Origin of the sequence: Pseudoruegeria aquimaris (assembly GCF_900172235.1) — a bacterium.
In the GTDB taxonomy this organism is placed as follows: Bacteria; Pseudomonadota; Alphaproteobacteria; order Rhodobacterales; family Rhodobacteraceae; genus Pseudoruegeria; species Pseudoruegeria aquimaris.
This window is the reverse complement of record NZ_FWFQ01000014.1, coordinates 66,694-79,832: the sequence shown is the minus strand read 5'-3', so window position 1 is coordinate 79,832 and position 13,139 is coordinate 66,694. Positions and strand designations below refer to the sequence as shown.

14 protein-coding genes are annotated in these 13,139 nt (G+C 65.8%); 4 read left to right on the top strand and 10 right to left on the bottom strand.

What is annotated here, in order from left to right:
- Positions 1-2: 2 nt before the first annotated feature.
- The 7 genes from PSA7680_RS11010 to PSA7680_RS10980 all read right to left on the bottom strand — a co-directional run bounded on the left by PSA7680_RS11010 (position 3) and on the right by PSA7680_RS10980 (position 7,480).
- Positions 3-827 carry an ABC transporter ATP-binding protein gene (locus PSA7680_RS11010; protein WP_085868760.1) on the bottom strand — a complete coding sequence of 275 codons (825 nt, stop codon included), beginning with the start codon at positions 825-827 and terminating at the stop codon, positions 3-5.
- Positions 828-895: 68 nt separating this feature from the next.
- Complete coding sequence (locus PSA7680_RS11005) at positions 896-2,179, bottom strand: ABC transporter substrate-binding protein (protein WP_085868759.1); 1,284 nt, start codon at positions 2,177-2,179, stop codon at positions 896-898.
- Positions 2,180-2,300: 121 nt separating this feature from the next.
- A complete protein-coding gene (locus PSA7680_RS11000) occupies positions 2,301-3,377 on the bottom strand; it encodes a branched-chain amino acid ABC transporter permease (protein WP_085868758.1) in 1,077 nt (358 codons plus the stop codon).
- Positions 3,377-3,631 carry a hypothetical protein gene (locus tag PSA7680_RS10995; RefSeq protein ID WP_139838621.1) on the bottom strand — a complete coding sequence of 85 codons (255 nt, stop codon included), beginning with the start codon at positions 3,629-3,631 and terminating at the stop codon, positions 3,377-3,379. The genes PSA7680_RS11000 and PSA7680_RS10995 overlap by 1 nt, the downstream gene beginning before the upstream one ends.
- Complete coding sequence (locus tag PSA7680_RS10990; RefSeq protein WP_085868756.1) at positions 3,624-4,610, bottom strand: branched-chain amino acid ABC transporter permease; 987 nt, start codon at positions 4,608-4,610, stop codon at positions 3,624-3,626. The genes PSA7680_RS10995 and PSA7680_RS10990 overlap by 8 nt, the downstream gene beginning before the upstream one ends.
- A 44-nt stretch (positions 4,611-4,654) precedes the next feature.
- Positions 4,655-5,473 (bottom strand): ABC transporter ATP-binding protein, encoded by an 819-nt coding sequence (locus PSA7680_RS10985; RefSeq protein WP_085868755.1) that lies wholly within the window; start codon positions 5,471-5,473, stop codon positions 4,655-4,657.
- Positions 5,474-5,509: 36 nt separating this feature from the next.
- Positions 5,510-7,480 (bottom strand): AMP-binding protein, encoded by a 1,971-nt coding sequence (locus PSA7680_RS10980; protein WP_085868786.1) that lies wholly within the window; start codon positions 7,478-7,480, stop codon positions 5,510-5,512.
- A gap of 204 nt (positions 7,481-7,684) precedes the next feature.
- Here PSA7680_RS10980 and PSA7680_RS10975 point away from each other — a divergent pair, with 204 nt between their 5' ends.
- Positions 7,685-9,610 (top strand): PAS-domain containing protein, encoded by a 1,926-nt coding sequence (locus PSA7680_RS10975; protein ID WP_085868754.1) that lies wholly within the window; start codon positions 7,685-7,687, stop codon positions 9,608-9,610.
- Positions 9,607-10,308 (top strand): response regulator transcription factor, encoded by a 702-nt coding sequence (locus PSA7680_RS10970; RefSeq protein WP_085868753.1) that lies wholly within the window; start codon positions 9,607-9,609, stop codon positions 10,306-10,308. The genes PSA7680_RS10975 and PSA7680_RS10970 overlap by 4 nt, the downstream gene beginning before the upstream one ends.
- A 15-nt stretch (positions 10,309-10,323) precedes the next feature.
- On the opposite strand, the gene PSA7680_RS10965 is transcribed toward PSA7680_RS10970, so the two are convergent.
- The gene (locus PSA7680_RS10965; RefSeq protein WP_085868752.1) at positions 10,324-11,205 is read right to left on the bottom strand and encodes a LysR family transcriptional regulator; all 882 of its coding nucleotides are present in this window, start codon (positions 11,203-11,205) and stop codon (positions 10,324-10,326) included.
- Positions 11,206-11,313: 108 nt separating this feature from the next.
- Here PSA7680_RS10965 and PSA7680_RS10960 point away from each other — a divergent pair, with 108 nt between their 5' ends.
- Positions 11,314-11,595, top strand: a complete 282-nt coding sequence (locus tag PSA7680_RS10960; protein ID WP_085868751.1) for a DUF1330 domain-containing protein — start codon at positions 11,314-11,316, stop codon at positions 11,593-11,595.
- A 47-nt stretch (positions 11,596-11,642) separates the two neighbouring features.
- Here PSA7680_RS10960 and PSA7680_RS10955 read toward each other — a convergent pair whose 3' ends face one another.
- On the bottom strand, positions 11,643-11,876 hold the full coding sequence (locus PSA7680_RS10955; RefSeq protein ID WP_085868750.1) for a hypothetical protein: 234 nt from the start codon (positions 11,874-11,876) through the stop codon (positions 11,643-11,645).
- Between the two features lie 87 nt (positions 11,877-11,963).
- On the opposite strand from PSA7680_RS10955, the gene PSA7680_RS10950 reads away from it, so the two are divergent.
- The gene (locus PSA7680_RS10950) at positions 11,964-12,581 is read left to right on the top strand and encodes a hypothetical protein (RefSeq protein WP_139838620.1); all 618 of its coding nucleotides are present in this window, start codon (positions 11,964-11,966) and stop codon (positions 12,579-12,581) included.
- Between the two features lie 37 nt (positions 12,582-12,618).
- Here PSA7680_RS10950 and PSA7680_RS10945 read toward each other — a convergent pair whose 3' ends face one another.
- Positions 12,619-13,077, bottom strand: coding sequence for a MarR family winged helix-turn-helix transcriptional regulator (locus tag PSA7680_RS10945; protein WP_085868749.1), 459 nt, complete (start codon positions 13,075-13,077; stop codon positions 12,619-12,621).
- Positions 13,078-13,139: the final 62 nt, after the last annotated feature.

Genomic DNA, 13,139 nt, shown 5'->3' with positions numbered 1-13,139 from the left:
CCTCAGCTCAGCCAGCGCTTGCGGCGGCGGTAGGAGCGCACGTCGCGGAAGCTCTTGCGGCCCTCGTCGCTCATGCCGAGGTAGAACTCTTTCACGTCCGGGTTCTCGCGCAGTTCGGTGGCGGGGCCGTCCATCACCACGCGGCCGGATTCGAGGATGTAGCCGTAGTGGGCGAAGCGCAGCGCCACGTTGGTGTTCTGCTCCGCCAGCAGAAAGGAGACACCCTCTTTCTCGTTCAGATCCCGCACGATGGTGAAGATCTCCTCCACCAGCTGCGGCGCGAGCCCCATGCTGGGCTCATCCAGAAGGATGGTTTCGGGCCGGCTCATCAGCGCGCGCCCGATGGCGACCATCTGCTGCTCCCCGCCCGAGGTATAGCCCGCCTGCGATTTGCGGCGCTCCTTCAGGCGCGGGAAGTAATCGTAGACCATCTCCAGATCGCGGGCGATGGCGCCCTTGCCCTCGCGGCGCGTGTAGGCGCCGGTGAGCAGGTTTTCCTCCACGGTCAGGTGCTCGAAGCAGTGGCGCCCCTCCATCACCTGGATCACCCCGCGCTTCACCAGATCGGCCGGGTTCAGATCGGCGACGGAGTCGCCGCGATACGTGATCGAGCCCTTCGTCACCTCGCCGCGTTCGCTGGCCAAGAGGTTGCTGATCGCCTTGAGCGTCGTGGTCTTGCCCGCGCCGTTGCCGCCCAGCAGGGCGGTGATCCCCCCCTTGGGAACGGTCAGGCTCACGCCTTTGAGCACGAGGATCACGTGGTTGTAGATCACCTCGATGTTGTTGACCTCGAGGAGGGTTTCCTGCGTGTGTCCGGAGTCCAGCATGGCGGTGGGCTTTCAGATTTCTGTTCGGTGGAAGGCCCCGGCCGGCGCAGGCCGGGGCCGGGGCGCCATCAGTTGCAGCGCATTTCGATGTTGTTCTCCGCGGCGAAGGCCTCGGAATCTTCCTTCACCAGCGCGTCGATCACGCTCTTGTCGGACTGGATCATGTCGGTGATGATGTTCCACTTCTTCGCGGAGGCATCCCACTGCTGCACCATGCCGAGGCCGGGGCCGCCGTGGTTTTCACAGCTCACCTTGAACTCCGGACCGAAGCCGGGCAGGCCGTTGGCTTCGAGGATCTCGGCAGTGATCTCCAGCGCTTCCATGCCGTCGCGCATCATGGCCGGGGTGATGTCGGCCGTGCCGTGGATCTCCTGGGCCTTCTTGGCGGCTTCGGCGGCCAGCATCGCGGCATAGAGGCCACGTGAGTAGAGCACCGTGCCGATCTGATCGCCCGCGCCGGCGGCCTTGCCCGCATCCACGACGTATTTCTGGATGTCGGCGTAGATCGGGTAGTCCGAACCGGTGCCGTGCAGCGCGAGAGACTTGTAGCCATTGGCGCCGTCACCGGCGGGCAGCACGTCGTTCTCGGAACCGGACCACCAGACGCCGATGAAGTTCTCCATCGGGAAGCGGATGTTGGCGGCTTCCTGGATGGCGACCTGGTTCATCACGCCCCAGCCCCACATCAGCACGTAGTCCGGGCGCTCGCGGCGGATCTGCAGCCACTGGCTCTTCTGCTCCTGGCCGGGGTGGTCCACGGCGATTGTGGTCAGCTCGTAGCCGTGCTTGGCGGACAGCTCCTCAAGCGTGCGGATCGGCTCCTTGCCGTAGGCGGAGTTGTGGTAGACCAGCGCGATCTTCTTGCCGGAGAGATCGCCGCCGTTGATGTCGAGCAGGTGGTTCACCGCGATCGAGGCGCCGTCCCAGTAGTTGGCCGGGTAGTTGAACACATGCGAGAACACCTTGCCGTTGGCGGCCGAGGTGCGGCCGTAACCCATGGTGTGAAGCGGGATGCCGTCGGCGGTGACCTTCGGGATGAGCTGGTAGGTGATGCCGGTGGAGAGCGGCTGGTAGACCAGCGAGCCTTCGCCCTTGGTGGCCTCGTAGCATTCAACGCCCTTCTCGGTGTTGTAGCCGGTTTCGCACTCGATGACCTTGGTCATCACGCCGCCGATGCCACCGTCACGCTCGTTCAGCAGCGTGAAGTAGTCGGCGTAGCCGTCGGCGAAGGGGATGCCGCCGGCGGCATAGGGGCCGGTGCGGTAGGAGAGCGAGGGGAACACGAGGTCCGCCATCGCGGGCGCAGCGGCCATGAGGCCCGTCAGCGCGAGTGTCGCCAGTTTCAGTTTCATTCTGTTCTTCCTCCCATGTTGTCCCCCATGTGCACCTGAGGGCCATCTGTCGCGGTGCCGCTCCTCCTCGAACGATCCCGCTTGCGTTCCCTGCGGACGGCAGGGGTTTCTCGGGCCGCCCCTAGTGGGGGAACGGCCAAAGCCTCAGTTTTTCCTTCGTCAGGCGCCAGAGCTGCGCCAGCCCGTGGGGCTCCACGATCAGGAACATGACGATGAGCCCGCCGACGATCATGAATTCGAGATGCGCCGCCAGGTCGGTGGCCCAGCCGAGCCCGCCGACGAGCACGTTCTTCAGCAGCACCGGCAGCAGCACCATGAAGGCCGCTCCCGCGAAGCTCCCGAAGATGGAACCCAGCCCGCCGATGATGATCATGAACAGCACGAGGAAGCTCTTGTTGATGCCGAAGGCCTCGCCGACTTCCACCGCGCCGAGGTAGACGGCGAAGAACAGCGCGCCGGCGATGCCGATGAAGAAGCTCGACACCGCGAAGGCCGTGAGCTTCGCGCCCAGCGGGTTCACCCCGATGATCTCGGCGGCGATGTCCATGTCGCGGATGGCCATCCAGCGCCGGCCCGAAGCGCCGCGCGTCAGGTTGCGGGCGATCCAGGCGCAGGCCACCACGAAGACGAGGCAGATCATGTATTTCGCCCAGGCCTCGGTGTTGGGACCGGTCACGATGATGCCGAACACGCTGCGCTCCGGGGCGTTGATCTGCCCCGAGGCGGAGTAGTTGTAGAACCACGGCACCTTGTTGAAGAGCCAGACCAGGAAGAACTGCGCCGCCAGCGTCGCCACGGCGAGGTAGAAGCCCTTGATCCGCAGCGAAGGCAGGCCGAAGAGCACCCCCACGGCCGCGGTGATGCCGCCGGACAGGATCACGTGGATCACGATGGAGACATCGGGAAACCCCGTCATCAGCTTGTAGCAGGCATAGGCGCCCACGGCCATGAAACCGCCGGTGCCGAGGCTCACCTGGCCGCAGTAGCCGGTGAGGATGTTCAGCCCGATCGCGGCGATGGCGTAGATCAGGAAGGGAACGAATACGGCGTTGGCCCAGTAGTCGTTGATGATGAAGGGGATCACCCCGAAGGCCACCGCCAGCACCGCGTAGTAGCGGTAGCGGTCGAACCGGATCGGAAAGGTCTGGCCGTCCTGCTTGTAGGAGGTGTTGAAATCCCCGGCTTCACGGTAAAGCATCAGCCGATCTCCCGTTTCAGTATCAGGTAGCACCAGGTTCCGGACACCAGCCCCACGAAGGCGAAGCCCATCGCGGTGAGGATCTCGGACGTGGCTTCGGGCGCGGCCGTCAGGGCGAGGTATCCGAAGGCCCAGAACAGCCCCCAGGACACCATGTTGACGATGGCGAGCAGCTTGCGCTGGGTGGCGCGGCGGCGGGCTGCGTCAGGCTGGCGCGCGGCGCCCGCCATGGTGGCCGATGTCGTCTCAGACACGCTCAATGATCTTCTCCCCAAACAGGCCCTGCGGGCGGAACACGAGGAACAGCAGCGCCAGCACGTAGGCGAACCAGTTCTCGGTGGCGCCGCCGACCATGGGGCCGATGGCGAATTCGAACAGTTTCTCTCCCACCCCGATGATGAGGCCGCCCACGATGGCGCCGGGGATCGAGGTGAAGCCGCCCAGCATCAGCACCGGCAGCGCCTTGAGCGCGATCAGCGAGAGGCTGAACTGCACGCCCGATTTCGCGCCCCACATGATGCCGGCCACCAGCGCCACGAAGCCGGCGATGGACCACACCAGCACCCAGATGAAGCGCAGCGAGATGCCCACCGAGAGCGCGGCCTGGTGATCGTCGGCCACGGCGCGAAGGGCCCGGCCCTGCTTGGAATACTGGGAAAACAGCGTCAGCCCGATCACCAGCAGCGCGGCGATGACCGTGGCGAAAATGTCCAGCTTGTCGATGAAGAAGCCGTAGCCGAACCAGTTGAAGGTGGCGGTGTCGATGGTTTCGGAGATGCCCTGCGGCAGGCCCACGTCGAGCTTCTTGATGTCGGAACCCCACATCAGATCGCCCAGCCCTTCGAGGAAATAGGCCAGCCCGATGGTGGCCATGAAGAGGATGATCGGCTCCTGGTTCACGAGGTGGCGCAGCACGATCCGTTCCACGAGGATCGCCAGCAGCACCATGACCCCGATCGTCAGCACGATGGCGACGATGGCAGTCAGGTGCCAGCCGAAGTGGTGCAGATCGGTGCCGAGAATGGCGTTGATCAGATGCGCGAAGGGGATCTGCCCCTCCTGCAGGCCCACCAGCGTGAGCGCGGCGAAGAGCGCCATGACGCCCTGCGCGTAGTTGAAGATGCCGGAGGCCTTGAAGATCAGCACGAAGCCCAGCGCCACCAGCGCATAGAGCACCCCGGCCATGAGGCCGTTGAGCGTGACCTCCATCGCGAAGAGAAGTTGATCAGGCATGGTGGCCTCCTGCTTCGGATTGCATGCGGCGGAACTTTGATACGTCAGTCATGGGAGACCCCCAGGTAGGCATCGATCACGTCCTGGTTGTTGCGCACCTCGTCGGGCGTGCCGTCGCCGATCTTCTTGCCGTAGTCCATCACCACCACCCGGTCGCTCAGATCCATGACGACGCCCATGTCATGTTCGATCAGGGCGATGGTGGTGCCGAATTCGTCGTTCACGTCGAGGATGAAGCGGCTCATGTCCTCCTTCTCCTCCACGTTCATGCCGGCCATCGGCTCGTCGAGCAGCAGAAGGCTCGGCTCCGCCGCCAGCGCGCGGGCCAGTTCCACCCGCTTCTTGAGGCCGTAGGGCAAGCGGCCGACCGGCGTCTTGCGGATGTGCTGGATCTCGAGGAAGTCGATCACCCGCTCCACCAGTTCGCGGTTGGCGATCTCCTCGGCCTCGGCCTTGCCCCACCAGAGCGCCTGGCTGAACAGGCTGCTCTTCATGTGGGTCAGGCGGCCCGTCATCACGTTGTCCAGAACGCTCATGCCCTCGAAGAGCGCGATGTTCTGGAAGGTGCGCGCGATGCCCTGCTGCGCCACCTGGTAGGGCTTCATCGCCGGGCGCTTGCGGCCCTTGTAGATCACCGCGCCCTCCTGCGGGCGGTAGAAGCCCGAGATCACGTTGAGCATGGAGGATTTGCCGGCCCCGTTGGGGCCGATGATGGCGCGGATCTCGCCTTCGCGAATGTCGAAGCTGATGTCCTTGATCGCCACCACGCCGCCGAAGCGCAGGGTGATGTTCTGCATCTCCATCAGCACGCCGCCGATCTTGCGGCCGTCGGCGGTGGTGTAGCCTTCGCTGGCATCAAGCATGGCGCGGCCCTCGTGTGTTCGTGTCAGGTTGTTTGGTCATTCCGCCGCCATCCGTTCTCCGCCGCCCACGACCTTGGCATCTCGGATTTCCAGCGTGGCCGAGATCTCGCCCTTGCGGCCGTCCTCGTAGGTCACCTCGGTGCGGGTGAAGATCTCGGTGGAGCCGTCGTAGAGCGCCGCGATCAGATCTGCGTATTTCTCCTCGATGATGCGGCGGCGCACCTTGCGCGTGCGGGTCAGCTCGCCGTCGTCGGCGTCCAACTCCTTGTGCAGGATCAGGAAGCGGTGGATCTGGCAGCCCGAGAGCATTTCATCTTTCGCCACGCTTTCGTTCACCTCGGCCACGTGGCGTTCGATCATCGCGTAGACCTCGGGGTGGCCGGCAAGCTCCTGGTAGGAGGCGTAGGCGATGTTGTTGCGCTCCGCCCAGTTGCCCACGGCGGTGAGATCGATGTTGATGAAGGCGGTGCACATCTCGCGGCCCGCCCCGAAGACGACCGCTTCGAGGATGTTCGGGTAGAACTTGAGCTTGTTCTCCACGTATTTCGGCGCGAAGAGCCGGCCATCGGCCATCTTGCCCACATCCTTTGCGCGGTCGATGATGCGCAGGTGGCCGGTGGCCTCCTCGATGAAGCCGGCATCGCCGGTGGCGACCCAGCCATCGGGATCCTTGGTGTCGGCAGTGCTTTCCGGGTTCTTGAAGTATTCCACGAAGACGCCCGGCGAACGGTAGAAGACTTCGCCGTTCTCGGCGATGCGGATCTCCACGCCGGGGGATGCCACGCCCACGGTATCGGACCGCACCTCGCCATCGGGCTGCTGCGTGATGAAGACGCTGGCCTCCGTCTGCCCGTAGAGCTGCTTCAGGTTGATGCCCAGCGATCGGTAGAAATCGAAGATCTCCGGCCCGATGGCCTCGCCCGCCGTGTAGCCGACGCGCACCCGCGAAAAGCCGAGCGTGTTCTTCAGCGGCCCGTAGATCAGCAGCTCGCCCAGCGCGTATTTGAACCGGTCCCAGGCGCCGACAGGCTTGCCGTCCAGAATGTCGGGCCCGACCTTGCGCGCGTGATCCATGCACACCTTGAACAGCCAGCGCTTGAAGCGGCCGGCATCCTCCATGCGGATCATCACGTTGGTGAGCAGGGTTTCGAACACGCGCGGCGGCGCGAAGTAGTAGGTCGGCCCGATCTCGCGCAGGTCCGTCATCATCGTGTCAGGGCTTTCGGGGCAGTTCACGCAGAAGCCCGCGTAGAAGGCCTGCCCGATCGAGAAGATGAAATCCCCCACCCAGGCCATGGGCAGGTAGGCCAGCACCTCTTCGTTCTCGGTCAGGTGATCGAAGGCGGCCGAGTTCTCGCTGGTGATCAGGATGTTGCGGTTGGAGAGCACGACGCCCTTGGGGCGGCCCGTGGTGCCCGAGGTGTAGAGCATCACGCAGATGTCGTCATAGCCCAGCGCGGCGCGGCGGCGCACCAGTTCGGGCATGAATTCGTCATAGGCCGCGCGGCCCTGCTCCTGCACGTGGCGGAAGTCATGCAGCCGGGAATGATCGTATTTCCGCATGCCGCGCGGATCGAGGTAGATCATGTGCTCGAACTGGTGCAGGCGGTCCTGCACGTCGATCACCTTGTCCACCTGCTCCTGGTCGCCCGCGATCACGAAGCGCGCGCCGCAATGCTCCAGCACGTAGGCCATCTCTTCGGCGACGGCATCCTGGTAGAGCGGCACGGGCACCGCGCCCACGCTCTGCACCGCGACGAAGGACCAGTAGAGATAGGGGCGGTTGCGGCCGATGATGGCGACGAAATCGCCGGGTTTCACCCCGAGATTGATCAGCCCGAGCGCGAGCGCCTCGACTTCCTTCTCCGTCTCCGCCCAGGTCCAGCTTTGCCAGATCCCGAATTCCTTTTCCCGGAACGCAGGGCGCGCCCCACGTTCGGCGGCGTTGCGCAACAGAAGCGCCGGAACGGATTCCAGCGCGCCGGACGACGCTGTTTTCTCCAACAGTATTCTCCTCCCGTGCCTCAGGCTCCTCAACCGAAGGCGGCGATCGCTTGATGCGATTCTCTTCCCTGCAAAGGGTGACGTGAAATTTCTGGCCGTCAATTTTTTCCTGATTTTTTCCCAATCCTTACGAATTGTAACAGCCGCCGCGCGCCCCTTTTCTTCGCCTGCCCGGCGATGCTAGCGATAGACCGGGAGGAGCAAGCCATGGCGCTGACCGAAGCCGAACGCAGCCGGATGACCCTCGCGGGGCTGAACCTGATCCAGCAGGCGATCTCGATCTACGACGCGGAGCTGCGGCTGGCGGTGTGGAACGATCGCTTCAAGGAGATGTTCGATCTGCCCGAGCGGCTCGTCACGCGCGGCGCGAGCTTTGCCGAAACCATCCGCTACCTCGCCGAGCGCGGCGAATACGGCGAGGTGGAGGACGTGGAGGCCTGGGTCGCCGGGCGGGTGGCGCTGGCGGAGGCCTTCGAGCCGCACTACGTGGAGCGCCACCGTTCCAATGGGCGCGTCGTCTCCATCGAGGGCGCGCCGCTTCCCATGGGCGGCTGGGTCACCGTCTACACCGACATCACCGAGATCAAGCAGCAGGAAGATCTGCTGCGGGCCCGCTCCGAGAGCCTGTCCGATCAACTGCTCTCCCGCGCGGAGGAACTGGCGGCGACAAACCGCGCTCTCGCGGCCACCAACACCGCGCTTGAGCAGGCCAAGCGCGAACTGACGGAGATGGAGCAGCGCACCCGGCTCACCACCGAGATGATGCCGGCCCACATCGCCCGCGTCGGCACCGATCAGCGCTACACCTACTCCAACCGCCGGCTTTCGTCCGTCATGCCGGAACGGGCGACCGACATCATCGGCATGACGATGCAGGAGGCGCTCGGCGCACATGCCTGGGCCCAGATCGAGCCGCATTTCTCCCAGGCGCTTCTGGGCGAAGGCTCCGTCTTCGAGTTCACCGAGGAAATCGCCGGGCGGCGCATCCGCGTGGCGCTGACGCCGGACGAATCCGGCGGCCAGGTGCGCGGCGTCTACATCCTGTCGATGGACGTGACCGAAGAGGTGCAGGCCCGCACCGCGCTCGGGCAGGCGATGAAACGCGAGCTGGCCGCGCAGATGACGAGCGGCATGGCCCATGACTTCGCCAATCTCCTGACGATCATGATGGGGATGCAGAGCAAGCTGCAGCGGATGGAGCTTCCGCCCGAGGCCCATGCGCTGGTGGATGCCACCAAGGCTGCGGTGGCGCGCGGCGGCACGCTTCTGGAGAAGATCGCCAGCGTCTCCTCCCCGCGTGAGATGAACCCGGCCCCGACCGATCTGAACCGTCTTCTGGCGGATCTGCGGCTGCTGGCGGAGCCGAGTCTTCCGGAGCACGTGCGCCTGACCATCGACTGCCCGCCGCTGGAGGGCCTGTTCCACCTCGACGCGGGCGCGCTTCAGGATTCGCTGCTGAACCTCGTGATCAACGCGCGCGATTCCATCGGCACCGGCCCCGGCGAGATCCGCGTCACCCTGCGCACCCAGAAGGAAACCTGGATCGAGATCGAAGTCTCCGACACCGGCCCCGGCTTCTCCGAGATCGCGCTGCGGCGCGGGCTTGATCCCTTTTTCACAACGAAGGGCGGCGAGGGCAGCGGGCTGGGGCTTTCGATGGTCTATGATTCCACCCGGCTCGCCGGCGGGCAGGTGCGGCTCGCCAACACCCAGACCGGTGCCCGCGTGACCCTGCGCCTGCCCTTCCGGCGCCTGCGCGCCACCCGCGAGCCCACTCTGGTGGTGCTGGCCGAAGACAGCCCCGAAATCCGCGAGTCGGTGCGCGGGATGCTGACGGAACTGGGCCACAGCGTGATCGAGGCCGAAAGCGCCGAAGAGGCGCTGGCGCTGGCGCGGCTGCCCGGCGTCGGGCTCGTGCTCTCCGACATCATGCTCGCCGGCGAGCGGACGGGGCTCGCCCTGCTCGACGATCTCGCCGCCGAACTGCCCGAGGTGCCGGGCCGCCTGATGACGAGCCTTCCGGCGGGCGATCCGCTGCGCCAGCAGGCCGCCGCGCGCTACCCGCTGCTGCCCAAACCCTTCGCCACGGGCCGCCTCGCCCGTTTCCTCGACCTTCAGGAGAGCCCCGCGTGAGCCAACCCTATGTCACCGTGCTGGACGACGAGCCCGAGATCCGGCGCCTGCTGCTGGAAACGCTCGACGAGGCCGGTTTCCGCACCGCCGGTTTCGCACGGGCCACCGAGTTCGAGGCTTCGCTGGCCAAGGACGTGCCCGACGTCTGCCTCGTGGATCTCGGCCTGCCCGACAAGGACGGGCTCGCGCTCGTGCATCGGCTGGCGCTGGAAAGCGGTGCCGCGATCATCATCATCTCGGGGCGGGCGCAGGTGCAGGATCGGGTCACCGGGCTGGAACTGGGCGCCGACGACTACATCATCAAGCCCTTTGACCCGGCCGAGGTGGTGGCGCGCATCCGGGCGCGGCTGCGCAAGGAACGCGCGCCGGGCAAGCCCAGCGAACAGGCGCGTTTCGCCGGCTGGACGGCCCATTTCGATCGCTACATCCTCGAAGACGCCGAGGGCCGGGAAACCCCGTTCTCCCATGCGGAAGGCGAAGTGCTGCGCCTGTTCCTCTCAAGCCCGAAACGGCTGATCTCCCGCGCGCAGATGCAGGAAAGCCTCGGCGGTGCCGCCGGTGAAAGCTTCGACCGGGCGATGGACGTGCGCATCTCGCGGCTGCGCACCAAGCTGCGGGAAGATCCCAAGAACCCCCGCCTCATCAAGACGATCTACGGCGCGGGCTACATCTTTCTCGGCGATGTCACCTGGGCCTGAAGCGCCCGCGGCGCCCTAGCGATCGGGTCGGGAAAGAAACTCCGCTTCCGCCCCGGCGAACCGGGCCACGATCAGCGCCCGCATCGCCGCAACTTTCGCCGCCGGCCAGACATCCCGGTGCGCCACCATCCAGATGTCCTGGTAGGGCTGCGGCGGCATGACCGGCACCTGCACGAGCCCCGCCGCGCGCCCCACGAAAACCGGCATCCGGGCAACCCCCAGCCCGGCTTTCGCCGCGCCGATCACCGCCGTCATGTCATCGAACCGCAGGCGAACGCGCCCCTCCGGGTGGCGCGCGCGCGAGGCCTTCGGGGGGCCGTCCCAGAAGGTGAAGCCGATCCACTCCAACGGCATGCCCGGCTCGGCCGCCAACCGCTCGGCCAGCTCAGGCGCGGCGAAGGCCGCCGTATGCTGTTGCGCCAGCCTGCGGCCGGTCAGCGTATCTCCGGGATCGTTGCTGATCCGCACGGCCAGATCGGCCTCGCGCCGGTTCAGGTTCAGAACCTCGTTCGCCGCGAGCACCCGCAGCTCCACGTCGGGATGGGCGCGGGTGAAGGCGTCGAACACGGTGCACAGATGCGACGCGATCAGCAGCGAGGGCGCGGTGACGGTCAGCGGCCCCGACAGGCGCGCATCCTGCCCGGCAAGCCGCAGCCGAAGGCCCGTTTCGCGCTCCGCCATGGCTTCGGCGGCCTCGGCCGCCGCAAGGCCCTCGGGCGTGGGCACGTAGCCGGCCGGCAACCGCTCGAAGAAACGCACGCCGTAGGCCTCTTCCGCCTGCGCGATGCGCCGTGCCACGGTGGTGTAGTTCACGCCCAGCGCCTTGGCCGCCCGCGCCAGCGCCCCGTGCCGCACCACCATCAGAACCGCGCGCAGATCGTCCCAATCGTCCTTCATGCCATGCAATTTCGCATGTCATGAATGCAAAAGCACCCGGTTTTCGCTTGGGTTGTCCAGGCATAGGTTCGGGCTATTCCAAACACCCACGCAGGAAGGGCCACCGGCATGATCTATGCAACCGTCCACATGAACATCACCGACCCGGCCGCGCTCGCGGCCTATCGCGAACGCGCCGGCGCGGCACTCGCCCGGCACGGCGGCAAGCTCGAAGCCGCCAGCCCAACACCGACCCTGCTGGACGATGCCCTGCCGGCGCCGAGCATGGTGGGCGTGCTGAGTTTTCCGAGCCGCGAAGCGGCGATCGCCTGGCGCGACGATCCCGAGCTTGCCGAGATCCACGCCCTGCGCCGCGCCGCCGGGGAAAGCAGCATCATTCTCGTGGGGTGATTCCCGCCGCTGGGTGAAACCCGGCCGCGCGGCTGCGCGGACTGACCTCAATGGAGGCTGAGGAGCACCTCGATGTCGCGCCGGGTCAGCCGCTTCAGCAGCGCGCGCTCTTCCGCGAAGAGCTTCGCCTCGCCGTCGATGTAGGATTCCAGCTGCATCGCGATCTGGCTCGTCGGCTGGTAGTAGAGTTCCCCATGCGTCCGGCTCAGTTCTTCCACGAGCCGTTGCAGCAGCCGCCTCTGTTTCTCGGCGTCCAGATCCTGGCGTTTGTCCTGAAGCATTGCCGTGCCATCCCTTCGTCTTACCCTTGAACCTGAGAAGCAACCTAGGCTTCGCAGGGTGAATTTCCAGAAGGGAGGCACGGCACGATGGGCATGGTGAACAGGGTTGCAGCGGCGCTGGGGCTGTCCTCTCCGGCGCGGGACGAACGGGCCTTCACCCCGGATTTCGCCGCCCGGATGCAGGTGCTGAACAAGGATCCCTACCTACTGGTGGCCGACGAACAGCTCAGGATCATCTCCGTCTTCGACGACCTGAAATTCGACCGCGCCGACATGGACATGCTCTCGGGCCCGATGCGCCGCCGGGCGCTGCAGAAACTGGCGCCGCTGGGCTTCCGGCAGGTCTCGGGCACCGTTCTGGAGAACCGCGCCGACAACATCCGCGCCATCATGCCCAAGTTCCGCGCGCTCGGGGAATCCCCCTTCGACGCCACGCGCTACACCGAGCGGCGGCCGCAGGACTGGTTCATCCTGACGCCGACGCAGGCGGCCTGCATGTTCATCGACACCTACCCGCACATGGACGCGGTGGAGCGCATCAAGGCGCTGGTGGTGAAACAGCCGATCAACCTCTACCGGATCATGGACTACCTCGAACGCAAACCCGCCCACGAAGGCTTCCGCCCCGCCATCGGGCACCTGAAATACGTGCAGCGGACGGCTGTCGAGGCGGAACCCCTGCGCAGCCGCCGCGCCCTGCGGTGAAGGGCGCGCCCGAACGCGGGTCTTTCCGCGCAGCCCCCTATCCTGTGGGCCCGGCTCTGGCCTTGTCAGGCAGAGCCCAACCCTGGGCCTTCAGAAACTGGGAAACTTCCTTGTGGAGCCGCTCCACGTTCCCGTCAGGCGATGCCGCACGGTAGGCCTCGGAAAAGGTCTGCAATCGTTCCCCGAGAAGTTTGAACAGCGCCTTGCCTTCATCCGTTGGGCTCAGCCGGATGATACGACCATCCGGATCGTTGCGGCTGCGCGTGATGTGGCCCGTGGTTTCCAGCCGGCTGGCGTAGCGGCCGAGTGTTGCTTCGTTGATGCAGAGGATCCGCCCGTATTCGGATTGGGGCAACTCGGGGTAGCGGCACACCATGCCCAGGACCGCCAACTGGCCGGTCGTCAGGTCGATGTCTTCCGAGACGCGGGCCAAACCCGCCTCCATGATCCTCCCGGCGATCTGCAGCAGAACGCCGATCGAAATGTCATTCTCCAAACCAAGGCCTTTACTGGTTACGCAACTTTGTTTCGAGTAGACCACAGGGCCACCTGCGGGTC

Coding starts and splice junctions, on each gene's coding strand:
- PSA7680_RS10985 (WP_085868755.1), bottom strand. CDS start 5,473: ATGCTTGATGCCAGCGAAGGCTACACCACCGCCGACGGCCGCAAGATC.
- PSA7680_RS11005 (WP_085868759.1), bottom strand. CDS start 2,179: ATGAAACTGAAACTGGCGACACTCGCGCTGACGGGCCTCATGGCCGCT.
- PSA7680_RS11010 (WP_085868760.1), bottom strand. CDS start 827: ATGCTGGACTCCGGACACACGCAGGAAACCCTCCTCGAGGTCAACAAC.
- PSA7680_RS10975 (WP_085868754.1), top strand. CDS start 7,685: ATGGCGCTGACCGAAGCCGAACGCAGCCGGATGACCCTCGCGGGGCTG.
- PSA7680_RS10960 (WP_085868751.1), top strand. CDS start 11,314: ATGATCTATGCAACCGTCCACATGAACATCACCGACCCGGCCGCGCTC.
- PSA7680_RS10950 (WP_139838620.1), top strand. CDS start 11,964: ATGGGCATGGTGAACAGGGTTGCAGCGGCGCTGGGGCTGTCCTCTCCG.
- PSA7680_RS10965 (WP_085868752.1), bottom strand. CDS start 11,205: ATGAAGGACGATTGGGACGATCTGCGCGCGGTTCTGATGGTGGTGCGG.
- PSA7680_RS10955 (WP_085868750.1), bottom strand. CDS start 11,876: ATGCTTCAGGACAAACGCCAGGATCTGGACGCCGAGAAACAGAGGCGG.
- PSA7680_RS10990 (WP_085868756.1), bottom strand. CDS start 4,610: ATGCCTGATCAACTTCTCTTCGCGATGGAGGTCACGCTCAACGGCCTC.
- PSA7680_RS11000 (WP_085868758.1), bottom strand. CDS start 3,377: ATGCTTTACCGTGAAGCCGGGGATTTCAACACCTCCTACAAGCAGGAC.